Here is a 17,373-nt window from a genome sequence, read left to right as displayed (position 1 = left end):
ACCTCCAGCCGGCGGCGATCTGAGCGACCTCGCAACCTCGCATCGGCCGGCCGGAACTCGTGCCGCCAGCAAAGGCGACGGAGGGCGATCCGGGGTTCGCCGGCGGGGCCCTTTGGGGCAAAACGCACACCGCGGTGCGAGTTTCGCTAGCCGTGAATCAAATGCCGGACCCCACCTCGGGGTCGTGGCGACCATTTGCCATTGCGGCGCCCCAACCTGGCCCTACCCGGTGTTGAGGCCCGGAACCGGGGTCGATGCGCATAACTGAAGATCACTATGTCGTTAGCTGGATATCTTCTGTATATCGGCTATCCAGGTTGATGAAGCCATCTAATTCGGTTTGACTATCAAACAGATCGTGAAGTCGCGTTGCCGAGATGGCGCCGTCCTGGCAACGCGAGATGGCGGCGGGGCTCGCCATCACCGGCCGTCACAGTCGACGGCCCAACGGTCCCCCTCGAACGTGTCAGCACCCGGCTGGCCGACGCGGCATCAGCCGAGGACGCGGAGGACCACATGGGCATTCGGTCTCGGCCATACCGAGGACCCGGTCGCCCGCACGCGGGTGCACCCACGCGTCCATGCCCCGATCGGCAGCTGACAAAGCAGTCGCTGCCCGCTGCCGGCCATGCGCGGCAGCGCGACTGTACCGAGGCTTCGGCCACGGTGAACCCGGCTGACGAAGGGAATGCGGATGCTGGATTACGGGGCGCTACCACCCGAGATCAACTCGGCCAGAATGTATGCCGGTGCCGGCTCCGGACCGATGATGGCGGCCGCCGCGGCGTGGGACGTGCTGGCCGCCGGACTGGAGGCGGCCGCGCGCAACTACTCCTCGGTGATCGCTCGGCTACAAGGCGAGGGCTGGTCCGGTGGTGCGTCCGACGCGATGGCCGGCGCGGTCGCCCCGTATGTCGCCTGGGTGATGGGCGCCGGAGCGCAGGCCGAGGAGGCCGCCGGCCAGGCTCGGGCGGCCGCGGCCGCCTACGAGTCCGCCTTCGCCGCCACGGTGCCGCCACCGGTGGTGGCGGCCAACCGCACCCAGTTGACGCAGCTGGTCGCGACCAACGTCTTCGGGCAGAACACCGCGATGATCGGCGCCACCGAGGCCGACTACCAGGAGATGTGGGCCCAGGACGCCGCCGCGATGTATGGCTACGCCACATCCTCGTCCGCCGCGACCAGGCTGACGCAGTTCAACCAGCCGCCACAGACCACCAACGCCGCCGGCTCCTCCACCCAGGCCGCCGCGGTGGCCCAGGCCACGGGCGCCTCAACCGCCGGGAATTCTCAGACCACGCTGTCCCAGGTGATGTCGGCAGTGCCGCGACAGTTGCAGAGCCTCGCGTCAGGCGGATCGTCGGGCTCGTCGACAACGTCGGCGTCATCGGCAATCCTCAACGGATTCAGCAACTTCAACACGGTGACCGGCCCGGTGAGCCTCGGTGGCGGCATCAGCCGGACCATCACCTCGGGCGGAAGCTTCGGCACCGGTCTTTTCCGGTCGAACCTCCAGTCGGCCGCCGACGTCGCCAAGGGGGCCGCGGGCGCGGCGGCCAAGGCGGCGAGCAGCACGACGACCCTGGGTGTTCCGGGTCCGGTACTCGCCAGCGCGGGTAGCGCGACCGCGGTGGGGAAACTGACGGTCCCGCCGAGCTGGGCGACGGCGAATCCGGCGGTCAGCCTGGCCGCCGAACAGCACTGGCTGTCGGACACCGAGCTCGATGGTCCGTCCTGGCATGAGGGCCCACCGACGAACATGTTCAACGGCGTGCCGGCCGGAGCAGCCACCGGCACATCGTCGGGGCTGTTGTCGCGCCCCTCGGTCAACAACGTGCTGCGGGTGACGCCGCGTCAATTCAAGATGCCCCGCCCCACCGCCGGCGGATAGTCCGCCCCACCGCAAAGTTCCGCGATGCAGAGCCGCCCTGATCGACAGGGCGGCGGTTGACAGACGCTCGAGAAAGGAAGGCCGATGTTCGATTTCGGGGCGCTACCGCCCGAGATCAACTCGGCCAGAATGTATGCCGGCCCCGGGTCGGCGCCGATGATGGCGGCCGCATCGGCCTGGGATGCGCTTGCCGCACAACTGGAGATGTACGCGGCCGGATATTCCTCGACACTCACCGCGCTGCAGGGCCAATGGTCCGGCGGGTCGTCGATGGCGATGGCCGCAGCGGCCGCGCCGTATGTGGCCTGGGCGACCGCGACCGCCGCGCAGGCCGAGCAGGCGGCCACGCAGGCACGCGCGGCGGCCGCCGCCTACGAAGCCGCCTTCGCCGCCACCGTGCCACCGACGGTGGTGGCGGCCAACCGCCTTGAGCTCGCGATCCTGGTCGCCACCAACTTCTTCGGGCAGAACACGCCGGCGATCGCCGCCAACGAAGCCGAATACGCCGCGATGTGGGCCCAGGACGCCGCCGCCATGTATGGCTACGCGGCGGCCTCCTCGGCCGCCGGCGCCCTTACCCCGTTCGCCGAACCGCCCCGCACCACGAACTCCGGCGGACAATCCGCCCAGGCGGGCGCGGCGGCCCAAGCCGCGGGCACCTCCGCGGGCGAGACCCAGGCAACCATGTCGCAGCTGATGACGGTGCTGCCGCAACAGCTGCAAACGCTCACCGCGGGGGCACCGACGCCCGCGGCCGGCCCTCCCGCGGGAACGGCGTCAATAGTCAACGCCTTCAGCATCTTCAACACCCTGGTCACCAACCCGGCGCAACCGTTCTGGTCGACCACCTACGCGGTGTTTTCGGCCGGCCACTACGGCACGGGGAACTTCTTGCTGAACCACCAGCTGGCCAAGATCGCCGCGAAGGCCGCCGCCAACGCAGATGTGGTGTCCCCAGCCGCCGTTCGCGGCCCGGTGCTCGCGAGCGTGGGCAAGGCGGCGCCGGTGGGAAAGCTGTCGGTCCCGCAGAGCTGGGTGGCCGCCAACCCGGTGGCCGACCCCGGCGGCGGCCCAATTCCGTTGGCGGGAGCCGACGCGCGGGTCGTCCCGGCGGCCGAGACGACCGCACCGGGCAACACGTTGGGGGGGCTGCCGACGGGCCGCGCGGCCCAGCGGACCGGAGTCCCGGTGCTGCGCAATGGACGTCGCACCTTCACGATGCCCCGTCCCCTCTACGGCGGATGACCGACGACCGCACACAGCGATGCGGTCAGGATCGGCAGCACGACCGGGGAGCGGTATCCGGGCCCCGCGATCAGGATGCCGGCGCGGCCTCCAGGTCGGCCAACTCGTCGCACAAGTGGTCCGCGAGGCCCCGGACCGTGGTGATCTTCGTCGGGCTGATGCGCACCCCGGTTTCGGTTTCGATGCGGGTGCGCAGCTCCAGATTGCCCAGCGAGTCCAACCCGTAGTCGGACAACGGCCGATCCGGGTCGATCGTGCGCCGCAACAGCAGGCTGAGTTGACCGGATACCAGCCGGCGAATGGCGCCGGGCCATTCCTCGCGCGGCAACGACCGCAGCTCGGCCAGGAACTTGCCGCTGTCCGGTTTGCCTTGCCCCATCGACTGGAACGCCTCGGCGAACCGGCTGCGCTGAGCGAACGACGTCAACCACGGCGTTCCCGTGATCGGCGCGTAGCCCGAATACGGGCGGTCATAACGCAGCAACGTCTGGAACGCGCGATAACCCTCGGCCGGAGTGATCGCGATGCCGGCGTCTTCGGCCAGCGCGGTGGCGCGGCCGACTTCCGACCAGGCGCCCCACGCGATCGCGGTGCCCGGCAGCCCCTGGGCGCGACGCCAGTGGGCGAACGCGTCCAGCCAGCTGTTAGCGGCGGCGTAGGCGCCCTGGCCCGGGGAACCGACCAGCGCGGCCGCCGAGGAGAAGCAGCAGAACCAATCCAGCGGCTGCCCCTGCAATGCTCGATGCAGGTTCCACGCGCCGTAGACCTTCGGGGCCCAGCACCGGTCGATCAGCTCCTCGCCGACATTGGCCAGCGTGGCGTCCTCCACGACCGCCGCCGCGTGCAGCACACCCCGTACCGGAAGTCCCGACGCGGTCGCGCACGCCAGCAGGCGCTCGGCCGTGCTCGGCTCGGCGATGTCGCCGCACTCCACGGCGATGTCGGCCCCGCCGGCGCGCAGACGCTCGATGGCCTGGCGCGCTTGCTCGTTGGGTGCCGAGCGGGAATTGAGCACGATGCGCCCGGCGCCTTGGGCGGACATCTCGCCGGCCAGGAACAGCCCGAGGCCGCCGAGGCCACCGGTGACGATGTAGGCGCCGTCGGCGCGGAATGGCCGCACCTGCTCCGGGGGGACCGCCGCCACGGTGCGTCCCGCGCGCGGCACGTCGAGCACGACTTTGCCGGTGTGCCCGGCGGCGGCGACCAGCCGGACCGCGGCGGCCGCGTCATGGATCGGGTAGTGCGTGGTCCGCGGCATGGGCAGCTCGCCGTCGGCCGTGCGCTGGTACACGGTGGTCAGCAGCCGACGGGCCGTCTCGGGGTGGCTGAACGTCAGCAACGCCAGATCAACCGCGAACAGCGACAGGTTGCGGCGGAACGGAAACAGCCCCAGGCGGGTGTCGCCGTAGATGTCGCGCTTGCCCAACTCGACGAACCGCCCGCCGAAGGCCAGCAGCTCGATGCCTGCGCGCTGCGCGGCGCCGGGCAGCGAGTTGAGCACCACGTCGACGCCGTACCCGCCGGTGTCCCGGCGGATCTCGTCGGCGAACGCCGTGCTGCGCGAGTCGTAGACGTGCTCGATGCCCATGTCGCGCAGCAGTTGCCGGCGCTGCGGACTGCCCGCCGTCGCGAATACCTCGCAGCCCGCGGCCCTGGCGATGGCGATCGCGGCCTGCCCGACTCCCCCGGTGCCGGAGTGGATGAGCACCTTGTCGGTCGGGCCGATGCGGGCCAGGTCGTGCAGGCCGTACCACGCGGTCGCGGCCGCGGTGGGCACCGCCGCCGCGTCCTCGAGCGGCATGCCGTCCGGGAGGGTGACCACGTGCCGCGCGTCGGCGATGACGAAGGTGCCCCAGCATCCGTTGCGGGACAGGCCGCCGACCCGGTCGCCGACCTTGTGCTCGGTGACGCCGGGCCCCACGGCGGTCACCACACCGGCGAAGTCGCCGCCCAACAACTGCTGGTAGCCCTCGAACGTCGGGTAGCGCCCGAAGGCGACGAGCACGTCGGCGAAATTGATGGTCGACCCGGTGACCGCGACCTCGATCTCCCCCGGCCCGGGCGCCACCCGCTCGAACGCGGTGAACTCCAGCGATTCGAGGTCACCGGGCATGCGGATCTGGAGGCGCATGCCGTCACGGTCGTGTTCGACCACGGTGGTTCGCCGCTCGGCCGGGCGCAGCGGACCGGGACGCAGCCGGGCCGTGTACCACGTTCCGTCGCGCCAGGCCGTCTCGTCCTCGTCCGAGCCGCTCTTGCACTGCAGCGCAACCTGCGCGGGGTCGGTCGCCGCGTCGATATCGATCTGGGTGGCGCTCAGATGCGGGTGCTCGGAATCGATCACCCGCATCAACCCGCGCAGGCCGGCCTGCTCCAGGTTCGCCACATCGCCGCCGGCCACGGTGGCGGCGTTTCTGGTCACCACGAACAGCCGGGGCGACGCACCGGGCAGCTCGGAAAGCTGACGGGCGATGGTCACGACGTGGGCAACGTGGTCCCGCCCCCGCCCGGTGTCACCTTCGGCGTCGGGGGCCGCCGGCGCGGTCACCACGACCACGCCGGTGAGGCCCTTCAGCGGACCATGGCCGTTGCCGGGATTGGGCCCACCGCCGGACAGCAGCGAGCGCAGCTGCGCGGTGTCCACCGGTCCGAGCGGCAGGGACACCGTCCTACATTGCGCGCCATCGGAATTCAGCGCCTCGCCGAGTTGCGCCGTGAGCGGGTCCGCCGCCTGGCACGCGCTGAGCAGTAGCCAGGACCCCGGCTCGCCCTGCGTCAACTCCGGCAGTGCCCGGGGTTCCCATTCGATGGTCAACAACCGTTCGTTGAGCAGCCGGTGGGCCTGTTCGTGCTCGGAAGCCCCGCCGGCCAGCCGCAGCCCCTCGACGGCCAGCAACACCACTCCGGACTCGTCCAGCACCTGGAGATCGGCCTCGCATTCGCCGCGTCCCGACGAGGTGACCCGGGCCAGGCAGTAGCGCGCGTTGCGCGTCGAGGAATAGCTGCGCAGCCTGCGCACGCCGACCGGCAACAGCAGGCCGCCCGCGCCGGCCTCCTGCACCTGGGGAAGGACGACGACCGACTGGAAGCACGCGTCCAGCAGGGCAGGGTGGACGGTGTAGCTCGACTGCTGCGAGCGGATGGCACCGGGAAGCGCCACCTCGGCCAGCACCGTGCCGGCGTCCGCGTCGCCCACCAGCGCCGCGGCCAAACCCGAGAATGCCGTACCGTATTGAATCCCGATGGCGTCGAAGGCTTTTCGCAATTCGGCGCCGTCCATGCCCGTCGGGTGGTTGGCGATCAGGGTGGCCATGTCATGGGCGGGCGGCTGCCCCGCCTCCACCCCGTCCGCTCCCTCGAGGGCGTGCAGCACCGCGCCGGCCCGGCGCACGCGTTCACCCTCGTCGTGGGTGCCCACCGTGAACTCGAGGACGCCGGGCGCGACGACCGTGGCCGCCGAGGATGCCCGCGTCCGGTCGTCCAGCAGCAGCGTCTGCTCGAAGGTGATGTCGCGGACCTCTGAGCGCTCGCCGAGCGCCGCGTGCGCGGCGGCCAGCGCCATCTCGCAGTAGGCGGCGCCGGGCAGCGCGGCCACGTGGTGGATTTGGTGGTCGCCGAGCCAGGGGTGCGCCTCGGTGCCGATGTCCCCCTGCCAGACGTGACGCTCGGGTTCCTCCTGCAGGTGCACGTGCGCGCCGAGCAGCGGGTGGACGGCCTGCACCGAGGTGCCGTGCGCCTGGTCCTTGGTTTCTCGGGTGAGCATCAGCCGGTGATGCGTCCACGTCGGGAGCGGAGCGTCCAGCAAGCGCCCGGTCGGGTACTGCACCGAGAAATCGACCGCGGCACCGGCGCTGTGCACGTCGGCGACGAAGCCGCGCAAGCCGGCGGGCAGCTCCTGCTCGCGGCGCATGGCGGCGAGCGCCGCGATGGGCATGTCCAGGCTGCCGGCGTTCTGCTCGACGGCGTGGGTCAGCAGCGGATGCGGCGCCAGTTCCCCGAAGACGCGGTAACCGTCCTTGAGGGCGGCCTGCACCGCCGCCGCGAATCGCACGGTGTAGCGCAGGTTTTCGGCCCAGTAGTCGCCGGTGAACGACGGCCGTTCGCGGGGGTTCCACAGCGTCGCGGAGTAGTAGGGGACTTGCGGTTCGGCGGGCTCCAGGCCGGCGAGCGCCTCGAGGAGTTCGTCGAGGATCGGTTCCACCTGCGGCGAGTGCGAGGCCACGTCGACCGCCACCTCGCGCGCCAGCACGTCCTGCTCCTGCCAGGCCGCGACCAGGTCGCGGATTTCCTGCGCGTCGCCGCCGACGACCGTTGACGTCGGCGAGGCGACCACGGAGAGGACGACGTCGGAAACTCCGCGGATGGACAGTTCCGACAACACCTGTTGGCCGGGCAGTTCCACCGATGCCATGGCGCCGCTGCCCGCGATCCGCGCCATCAGTTTCGAGCGGCGGCAGATGACGCGCACCCCGTCGTGCAGCGTCAGCCCGCCGGCGACGACCGCCGCCGCCGATTCACCGAGCGAATGGCCGATGACGGCGCCGGGGCGCACCCCGTACGACTTCATCGTCTCGGCCAGCGCGACCTGCATCGCGAAGATCGTGGGCTGCACCCGGTCGATGCCGGTCACCACCTCCGGCGCCGACATCGCCCGGATGACCGAGAACCCCGATTCCGCGGCGATCAACGGCTCCAGCTCGGCGATGGTCGCCGCGAACACCGGCTCCCGGGCGAGCAGTTCGGCGCCCATCGCCGGCCACTGCGACCCCTGCCCGGAGAACACCCAGACCGGCCCGAGGTCGTCCTGCCCGACGGCGGGCTCGTAGGGGATGTCACTGCCGGCGACGTCGCGCAGGGCCGCGCTCAGCTCGCCGAAGCTGCCGGCCGAGACCACCGTCCGCACCGGCCGGTGCGCGCGGCGGCGCGCCAGCGTGTAGCCCAGATCCCACAGCCCCGCGGTGTCGGCCGCGCCGGCGTGCTCGTCCACCCACTCCGCGAGCCGGGCGGCCGTCACCCGGAGTTGCTCCGCGGACGTGGCCGACACCGGGAACAACAGCGCCCCGTCCGGGTTCGGCGCCGTCGTGGGCGGCCCGGGGGCCCGTTCTGGCGCCTGCGCCGGTGCTTCTTCCAAGACGGCGTGCACGTTGGTGCCCGACATCCCGTAGGACGACACCGCGGCGCGGCGCGGGTGCCGGCCGTTGGTGGGCCAGGGCGTGTTGTCCTGCGGCACGAACAGTTCGGTCTCGACCTGTGCCATCTCGGCGGTCAGGCGGGTGAAGTGCAGGTTGCGCGGGACCGTCCCGTGCTGCAGCGCGAGAATCGCCTTCATCAGGCCCAGCGGCCCGGAGGTCGACTGGAGGTGGCCGAAGTTGGTCTTCACCGAACCCAGCGCGCACGGCCCCCCGGTGCCGTAGACGGCGGCCAGGCTCGAGTACTCGATCGGATCCCCGACCGGGGTACCGGTCCCGTGCGCCTCGACGAAGCCGACGGTCGTGGCGTCGACCCCGGCGGTCTCCAGGGCCTTCCGGTAGACGGCCACCTGGGCGGTTTCCGAGGGCGCGGCGATGTTCACGGTGCGGCCGTCCTGGTTGGCGGCCGTGCCGCGCACCACCGCCAGGACGCGATCGCCGTCGCGTTGCGCGTCGTCAAGCCGCTTGAGCAGCAGCATGACGCAGCCCTCGCCGGAGACGAATCCGTCCGCCTTGGCGTCGAAGGCGTGGCAGCGGCCGGTGGGCGACAGCATCCCCTGCAACGAGCCCGAGACGGATTTCCGCGGCTCCAGCGTCACGACGACACCGCCGGCCAGGGCGAAGTCGCTCTCACCGTTGTTCAGGCTGCCGCAGGCCTGGTGGACGGCCATCAGGCCCGACGAGCACGCGGTGTCCACGGTGACGGCCGGGCCGTGCAGACCCAGCGTGTAGGCGACGCGTCCGGACGCGAAGCTGTTGCTGGTGCCGGTGAACCCGTACGGCCCCTCGGCGGCTCCGCAGTCGGCCGACAGCAGCTCGTAGTCGCCGTGCGTCAGCCCGACGAAGACCCCGGTCTGCGAGTGGGACAACCGCGCGGGGTCGAGGCCCGCATGCTCGATGGCGTCCCAGGACGTCTCCAACAGCAGGCGGTGTTGTGGGTCGATCGCGGTGGCTTCGCGCTCGGTCATGCCGAAGAAATCGCAGTCGAAGCCCCCGACGTCGTGCAGGAAGGCCCCCCACCGCGTCACCGAGCGGCCGGGCACGCCCGGTTCGGGGTCGTAATACAGGTCGGCGTCCCACCGGTCGGCGGGGATCTCGCCCACGAAATCGTCGCCGCGCAACAGCGCGTCCCATAGCTGTTGTGGAGAGTCGATCCCACCCGGAAGCCGGCAGGCCATACCGATGACGGCAACCGGCGCGGCGGTTGTAGCACGCAATGTGCAGTCCCCTGTTCTCCCCCAAAGGCGTCGCGCAGTCGGGCGGCTGACAGCTTACCGACCCCGGCTTCGTCGACACTCGGCTCATCACATGATGCCCGATTTCCAGCGCGCCGCTCGCGCGGCCCGGCCGTTCGCCCCGGTCTCCGGCCCCACCCGGAAGGGACGAAATCGCTTGGACGACAAGGCGATTAGCGAGGCACCGCCGATTCGCCCAGCCGGCACGGCGACAGTATCGTGAACATTTGCCCACGCCCGGGTGAATCCGTTGTTTCGCGGGATTTACGTTTTGCTGCTCGCTCCGGATTCGTCGGAGTCGGCGGCGTTCACGGGGTCCTCGATCACGCAATACACCGGATCGACCATCGAGATGGGCCGGTTACCGGTCTGGCGGGCCTTCCCGGTGAGACGCAATAGCTGGCCGGGCTGAATGTCGGCGCCCCCATGGCCGGGGCGGAAGGTGACCGTCATTTCCCCGCTGTTGTCCCCGATGACGACCTGCCGAAGGGTCCGGCCGCGGTCGGCGACGTCTTCGACCTGGTTGACCCGCCCTTCGACGGTGGCCCGCTGCCCCGAGATCAGCCCGGCCACCAGGATCACCGATGCCGGCCGGGCGGGGTGCTCGTAGGAGTCCACCTTGTCGTCCTCCGCCTTGGACACCCAGGCCTCGAGCTTGTCGATCTCCTGAGCGATCCGCTGCTCGAAGGTGTCCGGGTAGGCCTCCTTGATCCGCGACTCCACGTCATAGGGCACGATCGTCGCCGCCGCATCCGGGACCAGGCTCACCGCGCGGGCGATCCTGTCGGCGGTCCGGTCGTGCAGCAGCCGGCCCAGCAGCGGCGCGAACGTGCGGCGCGGCAGCAGCACCGTCACGTTGGTGTCCGCCTGTTCGTCGCGCGCCTTGGCGACCAGCAGCTGCGCGGCCCGGCTCACGCGCCGGTCCGGGCAGTCCACCACCCGCAGCGGGGTCTCCAGCCCGAAGTGGTCCCAGCGCTTGCGCAGTTGGGCGGCGTGGGCCGGGTCGACCATGAAGTGCACCGCGGTCAGCTCGTCGGCCCGCAATCCCCTGCCGTACCGCAACGCCTCGACCACCGCCAGGTCGACCGAGTCGACGAGGACGAACACCCGGTGCCGCGCGTACTTCACCATCTCCGGACGATCGGTGCGGAACATCTCGAGAATGGCGGCCTCCGCGCGGTATTCGCGGTTGAGCCGCATCAGCATGAACACCAGCAGCGGGAAGATGACCACCACCAGCCACGCGCCCTCGGTGAATTTCGCCACCGCGAAGATGCCCACCACGATCGTCGACAGGACCGCCGCGGACAGGTTGATCGCCAGGCGGCGCCGCCATCCCGGTTCGCGGTGCGTCAGATGGTGCTTGGTCATCCCGTAGCCGGCCATCGAGAAGCCCGTGAACACGCCGATCGCATAGAAGGGCACCAGCGCGTTCACCGAGCCGCCGGTCACCACCAGCAACAGCACCGACAGCGCCGTCAGGGTGATGATGCCGTTCGAGAAGACCAGCCGGTGACCGCGTTTGGTGAGCTGGCGCGGCAGGAAGCGGTCCTCGGCAACGAAACTGGCCAGCGCCGGGAACCCGTTGAAACTGGTGTTCGCACCGGTGAACAGGATCGCGGCGGTCGAAGCCTGAACCAGGATGTAGAAGACGTCGCCCATGATGCCGTTGCCGAAGACAGCGCGGCCGATCTGCGACAGCACCGACGGGTACTCGGTGAGATACGGCGTGGCGTGCGTGACGTGAGCCAGGTAGGCGACACCGGCCAGCAGCAGCCCGAGGATGACGGCCATGGCGGTGAGGACGCGGCGCGCATTGCGGCCCTGGGGCTTTCGGAAGTAGTCGACCGTGTTGGAGATGGCCTCGACACCCGTCAGCGACGAACCGCCGTTGGCGAACGCGCGCAGCAACACCAGAATCGTGGCGCCCAGCACCAACCCGTTGCCCTGGTGGACCGGCACGGTCCCGGCCATCCGGGCGGGATCGTAGATCGGTAGGTTCCCGGCGGCCGCGCGAATCACGCCGACCACGATGGTCAGGCCGACCATGGCGATGAAGGAGTAGGTCGCCACCGCGAACGGCAGGCCCGCCTCCTTCAACCCGCGCAGGTTCGCGTAGCAGATGACGAGCACCACACCCACGGTGAGTTCGAGGCTGTAGGGCCCCAGCGCGGGGATCGCCGACACCACCGCGACCGTCCCGGCCGCCGATTGGACCGCGACAGTGACCACGTAGTCGATCAGCAGCGCCGCGGCGGCGATCTGCGCCACCCGGGGTCCGAAATTGTCGCGCGCGACGATGTAGGAGCCGCCCGCCCGGGTGTAGGCCATCACCACCTGCCGGTACGAGGCGGCCACCAGCACCAGGATGAGCAGGATGACCCCGGTGATGGGAAGCAGCAGCAGGAACGCGGCCAGCCCGGCGTGCGGCAACAGCTCGATCAGGATCTGCTCCGGACCGTAGGCGACCGACGACACCGCGTCCGGCGAAAGCGCGCCCAGGGCAACCGGGTTCGACAACTTCTCGGAAGCGATGTCCTCGGTGATCAGGGGCTTGCCCAAAAACACGCGCTTGACAATGTCCCCGACCGAAAGGGGGATGCGCAGCTTGCCGGCCGAAGTCGTCACGACCACCGTCCTTACCCCGGGTTGAGCGGGCGAAACACCTCCGCTGCATTGTGCACGTGCATTGTGCACGTTCGCGGCCGCCGCGGCGGCAACCGGTGGGGGCCGGCTAGGCGAGCCGCTGCACAGCGGCGGCGATCCGCTCGTCGGTGGCGGTCAACGCCACCCGCACGTGCTGCGCCCCGCGCGGGCCGTAGAAGTGGCCGGGCGCCACCAGGATGCCGCGGTCGGCCAGCCACGCGACGCTGTCCCCACAGGGCTCGCCGCGGGTGGCCCACAGATACAGGCCGGCTTCCGAGTGGTCCACGGTGAATCCGGCCGAACGCAGCGCCGGCAGCAGGGCCGCCCGCCGCCGCTCGTACCGCTCCCGCTGTGCCCGCTCGTGGGCGTCGTCGTCCAGCGCGGCGACCATCGCCGCCTGCACCGGCGTCGGCACCATCATCCCGGCGTGTTTGCGCACCGCCAGCAGCTCGTCCACCAGCTCGTGGTCGCCCGCCACGAATCCGGCCCGGTAACCGGCCAACGACGAGCTCTTCGACAGCGAGTGGATCGCGAGCAGCCCGCTGTGGTCACCGTCGCAGACCGAGGGATGCAGGATCGACAGCGGTTGGGCCTCCCAGCCCAGGCCCAGGTAGCACTCGTCGGAGGCCACCACGCTGCCCCGGTCACGCGCCCAGCCGACGACTTTGCGCAGGTGGTCGACGCCCAGCACCCGCCCGGTCGGGTTGCTCGGGGAGTTCAGGTAGATCAGCGCCGGCGATCGCGGGCCCACCTGCGTCAGCGAATCCGCGCGCAGCACCGGCGCGCCGGCCAGCCGGGCCCCGACGTCGTAGGTGGGATACGCCAGCTCGGGCACCACGATCAGGTCGGCGGGCCCCAACCCCAGCAGGGTCGGCAGCCAGGCGATGAGCTCCTTGCTGCCGATCACCGGCAGCACGCCGGCGTCGCTCAGCCCGGTGATGCCGAAGCGGCGGGCCAGCGCGGCCACCATCGATTCGCGCAGGCGTGGGGTGCCGGCGGTGGCCGGATACCCGGACGCGGACCCGGCGGCGGCGAGCGCCTCCCGGATCGCCGGGGCGACCGGGTCCACCGGGGTGCCGACCGACAGGTCGACGATGCCGTCGGGATGGGCGCCGGCCCGCGCCTTCGCGTCGGCCAGGGTGTCCCAGGGGAACTCGGGCAGGGACGCCGAGACTCGCCCGCGTGGGGCGCGCGGCCTCACCCCGGGCTCATGCAGCCCCGGCCCGATCAGTCGCCCTCGCCCTGCGGCGGCAGGTCCTTGACTGCCTGCGGGTCGTTCTCGGTCATGCCGACCTTGGCCGCCCCGCCCGGCGATCCCAGCTCGGTGAAGAAGTCGGCGTTGATCTGCGTGTACTGGCTCCACTGCTCGGGCACGTCGTCTTCGTAGTAGATCGCTTCGACGGGGCAGACGGGCTCACACGCCCCGCAGTCGACGCACTCGTCGGGGTGGATGTACAGCATCCGCGCGCCCTCGTAGATGCAATCGACCGGGCACTCCTCGATACACGCCTTGTCTTTGATGTCGACACAGGGCTCGGCGATCGTGTAGGTCACAGACGTCTCCTCCATGTACTGCTTTTAGTGTGGGCTGCTTTTCGGCTCGCGCCCGGTGCCTCCGGCCGCTTCAGGCAGAGCTTTCGGTTACTGATACTAGACGTTGCACATACACGTCAACCACTTGGCACGCCCGTTAATTCGACGATTCGAGACTGCCGGTCTCGGGCCCCGCGGCGGGGGGCCGTTTCGCCGACGGCGAACGGCCTCGGCGGCCCGTTGACCTGCAAAAAGTCGCACTCCGGCGAGTCCCGCCGATAGTCATTTGGATGGAAGCATGTTCGAGGTGCCTGGTAACCTCGACGTCAGGCGGCAGCCGCTGGCAAATGTCGTCGCCTATAGCGGGTGCATTAATCGGGGAAGGTGTACACACATGAGGCTGTCGTTGACGAAATTGACCGTCGCCGTCGGTAGTGCGGCGGTCGCGTTGACCGCCGGCGCGGGGATCGCTTCGGCGGATCCGGCGGACGCGATCATCAACACCACGTGCAACTACGGGCAGGTGATCGCGGCGCTCAACGCCACCGATCCGGCGGCCGCGGCGCAGTTGAACAGCTCGCCGATGGCGCAGTCCTACATCCGCAGCTTCCTGGCCTCACCGCCGCCGAAGCGTCAGCAGATGGCCCAGCAGATCCAGGCGATGCCGTCGGCGATGAAGTACTACGACGACATCAACCAGGTCGCGGTCACCTGTAACAACTTCTGAGTCGACGCGGTCGTTCAGTAACCGCTGAGCAGGCCGCGCACGCGGCCCAGCGTCTCCGGTCCGACGCGACTGCAAACCCGGGAGGGGTCCGCGGGCCTGCGCCCCCAGAGCAGCAGGCGAACGGTTGCCACTGAAGGGAACCGGTCGCGGTCGATCCGTCGGTTCACGGCGGCGGGTATACCCGCCGCCTCTGGCCGCTAAGCCGCCCGCGGGGCGTACGTGGTGGTGCGCTGGCGCGCCGGGCGCCCGATCCCCTCGGCGATCGCGGTCAGCTCCTCGACGGTCTTGGCCGACCCGTGCTCGGAACCGGCCATCCGCGAGATGGTCTCCTCCATCAGCGTGCCGCCCAGATCGTTGGCGCCGCCGTTGAGCATCACCTGGGTGCGCTCGACACCCAGCTTGACCCAGCTGGTCTGAATCTGGGATATGCGGCCGTGCAGCATGATTCGCGCCAACGCATGCACGGCCCGGTTGTCGCGATGAGTCGGCCCGGGGCGGGCCGCGCCGGCCAGATACAACGGGGAACTCTGGTGCACGAACGGCAGCGGAACAAACTCGGTGAACCCGCCGGTGCGGTCCTGGATCCCGCGCAGCACATTGAGGTGGCCGACCCAGTGCCGTGGGCTGTCCACGTGGCCGTACATCATCGTCGACGACGACCGCAGGCCCACCTCGTGCGCGGTGGTCACGATGTCGATCCATTCCGAGGTCGGCAGCTTGCCCTTGGTCAGCACCCAGCGCACGTCGTCGTCCAGGATCTCGGCGGCGGTGCCCGGGATCGTGTCCAGCCCGGCCTCGCGCAAGCTGATCAGCCACTCGCGCACGCTCAACCCGCTCTTGGTCACACCGTTGGCGATCTCCATCGGCGAGAAGGCGTGCACGTGCATCGACGGCACCCGCGCCTTGACCGCGCGGACCAGGTCGGCGTAGCCGGTGACGGGCAACTCCGGGTCGATCCCGCCCTGCATGCACACCTCGGTGGCGCCTTCGACGTGCGCCTCCCAAGCGCGGTCGGCCACCTCTTCGGTCGACAACGAATATGCGTCGGCGTCGCCCTTGCGTTGCGCGAACGCGCAGAACCGGCACCCGGTGTAGCAGATGTTGGTGAAGTTGATGTTGCGGTTGACGACGAACGTCACATCGTCACCCACCGTGTCGCGGCGCAGCGAATCCGCCAGCGCGGCAAGGGCTTCCAATGCGGGCCCGTCCGCGGTCGCCAGCGCCAGGTACTCGGAGTCGGTGCAGCCGGCGGGATCGCGTTCGGCGGCCCGCAGCGCGGCGAGCACGTCGGTGTCTAGGCGTTCTGGCGCTTTGGCGCCTTGGGCGGCCAGCTCGTGCACGTGCGCGCGGATCGATTCCCAGTCGCCGAAGGCGCTGTCCAGATCGCTGCGGGCTTCGGTGGCGCGGCCCTCGGTGTCGATCGCCGCGTTGAGGTCGACCCGCCCGGCGGACGCGACGTCGTCGGGCTCCTGCCAGGGCAGCCCCACCGGATTGACGTCGCGGGCCAGGCCGGTCGCCGGGTCGGCCAGCGCCAGCACGTGTCCGCGCACCCGCGGGTCGATCCACGCCGCCCCCGCCTGCACGTACCTGGGCTGGGCGGTGAGCCGTTGAACCAGTTCGTATCCGGCCTCTTCGGTGACGCCGGCCAGGTCGTCCAGCGCGGGCCACGGCCGCTCCGGGTTGACGTGATCGGGCGTCAGCGGCGAGACCCCGCCCCAGTCGTCCACCCCGGCGGCCACCAGCGCCAGGCACTCGTCACGCGACACCAGGTTGGGGGGCGCCTGAATGCGCATGCCGGGGCCGAGCACCAACCGCGCGACCGCCACGGTCGCGACGTAGTCGTCGATCCCCGCGTCGGGAATGTCGGCCATCGCGGTGTGCTGCTTGGCCCGGAAGTTCTGCACGATCACTTCTTGGACGTGCCCGAACTCTTTGTGCGACTTGCGGATCGCGTGCAGTGTCTCGGCCCGCTCGGTCAGCGTCTCGCCGATCCCGACCAGCAGGCCGGTGGTGAACGGAATGGACAACCGCCCCGCGTCGGTGAGCGTGCGCAGCCGCACCGCCGGGTCTTTGTCCGGGCTGCCGTAGTGCGCAAGACCTTTCGTTTCGAACAGCCGCCGCGACGTCGTCTCGAGCATCATGCCCATCGACGGCGCCACCGGTTTCAGCCGGGCCATCTCCGACCAACTCATCACGCCGGGGTTCAGGTGCGGCAGCAGCCCGGTTTCTTCGAGCACGCGGATGGCCATGGCCCGCACGTAGGACAGCGTGGAGTCGTATCCCCGTTCGCCGAGCCACTCCCCCGCCTCCGGCCACCGGTCCTCGGGCCGGTCGCCGAGTGTGAAAAGGGCTTCCTTGCAACCGAGTTCGGCTCCGCGGCGGGCAATGTCGAGGATCTCGTCCGGCTCGAGATACATTCCGGAGCCCTGCGCCCGCAACTTGCCCGGCACGGTGACGAAGGTGCAGTAATGACACGTGTCGCGGCACAAGTGGGTGACGGGGATGAACACCTTGCGCGAATAGGTGATCGGCAACCCGCCGCCGGGGCCGCGCCGGCCCGCCGACGCCAGCCCGGCGTCGCGCACCCGCGCGGCGCTGACGCACAGATCGGCGAGGTCCTCACCCCGCGCGGTCATCGCGACCGCCGCCTCATCGACATTGAGCGCGACACCGTCTCGAGCGCGGCGCAACACCCGCCGAAGCGCCGAGGCGCTGGTCTTTGGGGGAACCACAGGATCAGGAAGAGCGGTAGGCTCCTCGCCCGGAGTCAGCGGCACCTTCGTGTAACTTCCCCACGATCGAATTTCATCCGCGTGTCCCAACATGTGAAATTTTCTTCCGACCCGTCCGGGCCCCGTCTGCGCAACAGTCAACAGTAGCGGCAGGGCCACGCCGCCCGGCGGGGAC

General features: G+C 70.3%; 8 protein-coding genes and 1 pseudogene. 3 read left to right on the top strand and 6 right to left on the bottom strand.

Features of this window, described 5'->3' with window-relative positions:
* The first annotated feature begins 694 nt into the window (after window positions 1-694).
* A complete protein-coding gene (locus tag U8D42_RS03365; RefSeq protein ID WP_322859236.1) occupies window positions 695-1,891 on the top strand; it encodes a PPE family protein in 1,197 nt (398 codons plus the stop codon).
* Between the two features lie 84 nt (window positions 1,892-1,975).
* Window positions 1,976-3,136: a PPE family protein gene (locus tag U8D42_RS03360; protein ID WP_322859237.1), complete on the top strand. Its 1,161-nt coding sequence runs from the start codon at window positions 1,976-1,978 to the stop codon at window positions 3,134-3,136.
* A 70-nt stretch (window positions 3,137-3,206) separates the two neighbouring features.
* On the opposite strand, the gene pks2 is transcribed toward U8D42_RS03360, so the two are convergent.
* The 4 genes from pks2 to fdxA form a co-directional block, all read right to left on the bottom strand.
* Window positions 3,207-9,542: a sulfolipid-1 biosynthesis phthioceranic/hydroxyphthioceranic acid synthase gene (gene pks2, locus U8D42_RS03355; protein ID WP_322859238.1), complete on the bottom strand. Its 6,336-nt coding sequence runs from the start codon at window positions 9,540-9,542 to the stop codon at window positions 3,207-3,209.
* A gap of 282 nt (window positions 9,543-9,824) precedes the next feature.
* Window positions 9,825-12,188, bottom strand: coding sequence for an APC family permease (locus U8D42_RS03350; protein WP_322859239.1), 2,364 nt, complete (start codon window positions 12,186-12,188; stop codon window positions 9,825-9,827).
* Window positions 12,189-12,294: 106 nt separating this feature from the next.
* A complete protein-coding gene (dapC, locus tag U8D42_RS03345; RefSeq protein WP_322859240.1) occupies window positions 12,295-13,407 on the bottom strand; it encodes a succinyldiaminopimelate transaminase in 1,113 nt (370 codons plus the stop codon).
* 26 nt (window positions 13,408-13,433) lie between these two features.
* Entirely contained in the window at window positions 13,434-13,760 is a 327-nt protein-coding gene (gene fdxA / locus U8D42_RS03340) for a ferredoxin (RefSeq protein WP_068096492.1), read from the bottom strand.
* 373 nt (window positions 13,761-14,133) lie between these two features.
* Between fdxA and U8D42_RS03335 the strand changes: the two genes are divergently transcribed.
* A complete protein-coding gene (locus U8D42_RS03335) occupies window positions 14,134-14,466 on the top strand; it encodes a hemophore-related protein (protein WP_085240373.1) in 333 nt (110 codons plus the stop codon).
* 14 nt (window positions 14,467-14,480) lie between these two features.
* On the opposite strand, the pseudogene U8D42_RS29325 reads toward U8D42_RS03335, so the two are convergent.
* Both U8D42_RS29325 and U8D42_RS03330 read right to left on the bottom strand, forming a co-directional pair.
* Window positions 14,481-14,582, bottom strand: a pseudogene (locus tag U8D42_RS29325) (maleylpyruvate isomerase N-terminal domain-containing protein); the annotation flags it as partial.
* Window positions 14,583-14,663: 81 nt separating this feature from the next.
* Window positions 14,664-17,291: a bifunctional FO biosynthesis protein CofGH gene (locus tag U8D42_RS03330; protein WP_322859241.1), complete on the bottom strand. Its 2,628-nt coding sequence runs from the start codon at window positions 17,289-17,291 to the stop codon at window positions 14,664-14,666.
* Window positions 17,292-17,373: the final 82 nt, after the last annotated feature.

Source organism: Mycobacterium europaeum, assembly GCF_034555895.2.
Taxonomy (GTDB): Bacteria; Actinomycetota; Actinomycetes; order Mycobacteriales; family Mycobacteriaceae; genus Mycobacterium; species Mycobacterium europaeum.
The sequence above is the reverse complement of the archived record's forward strand: the minus strand, read 5'-3'. Positions and strand labels throughout refer to the sequence as shown.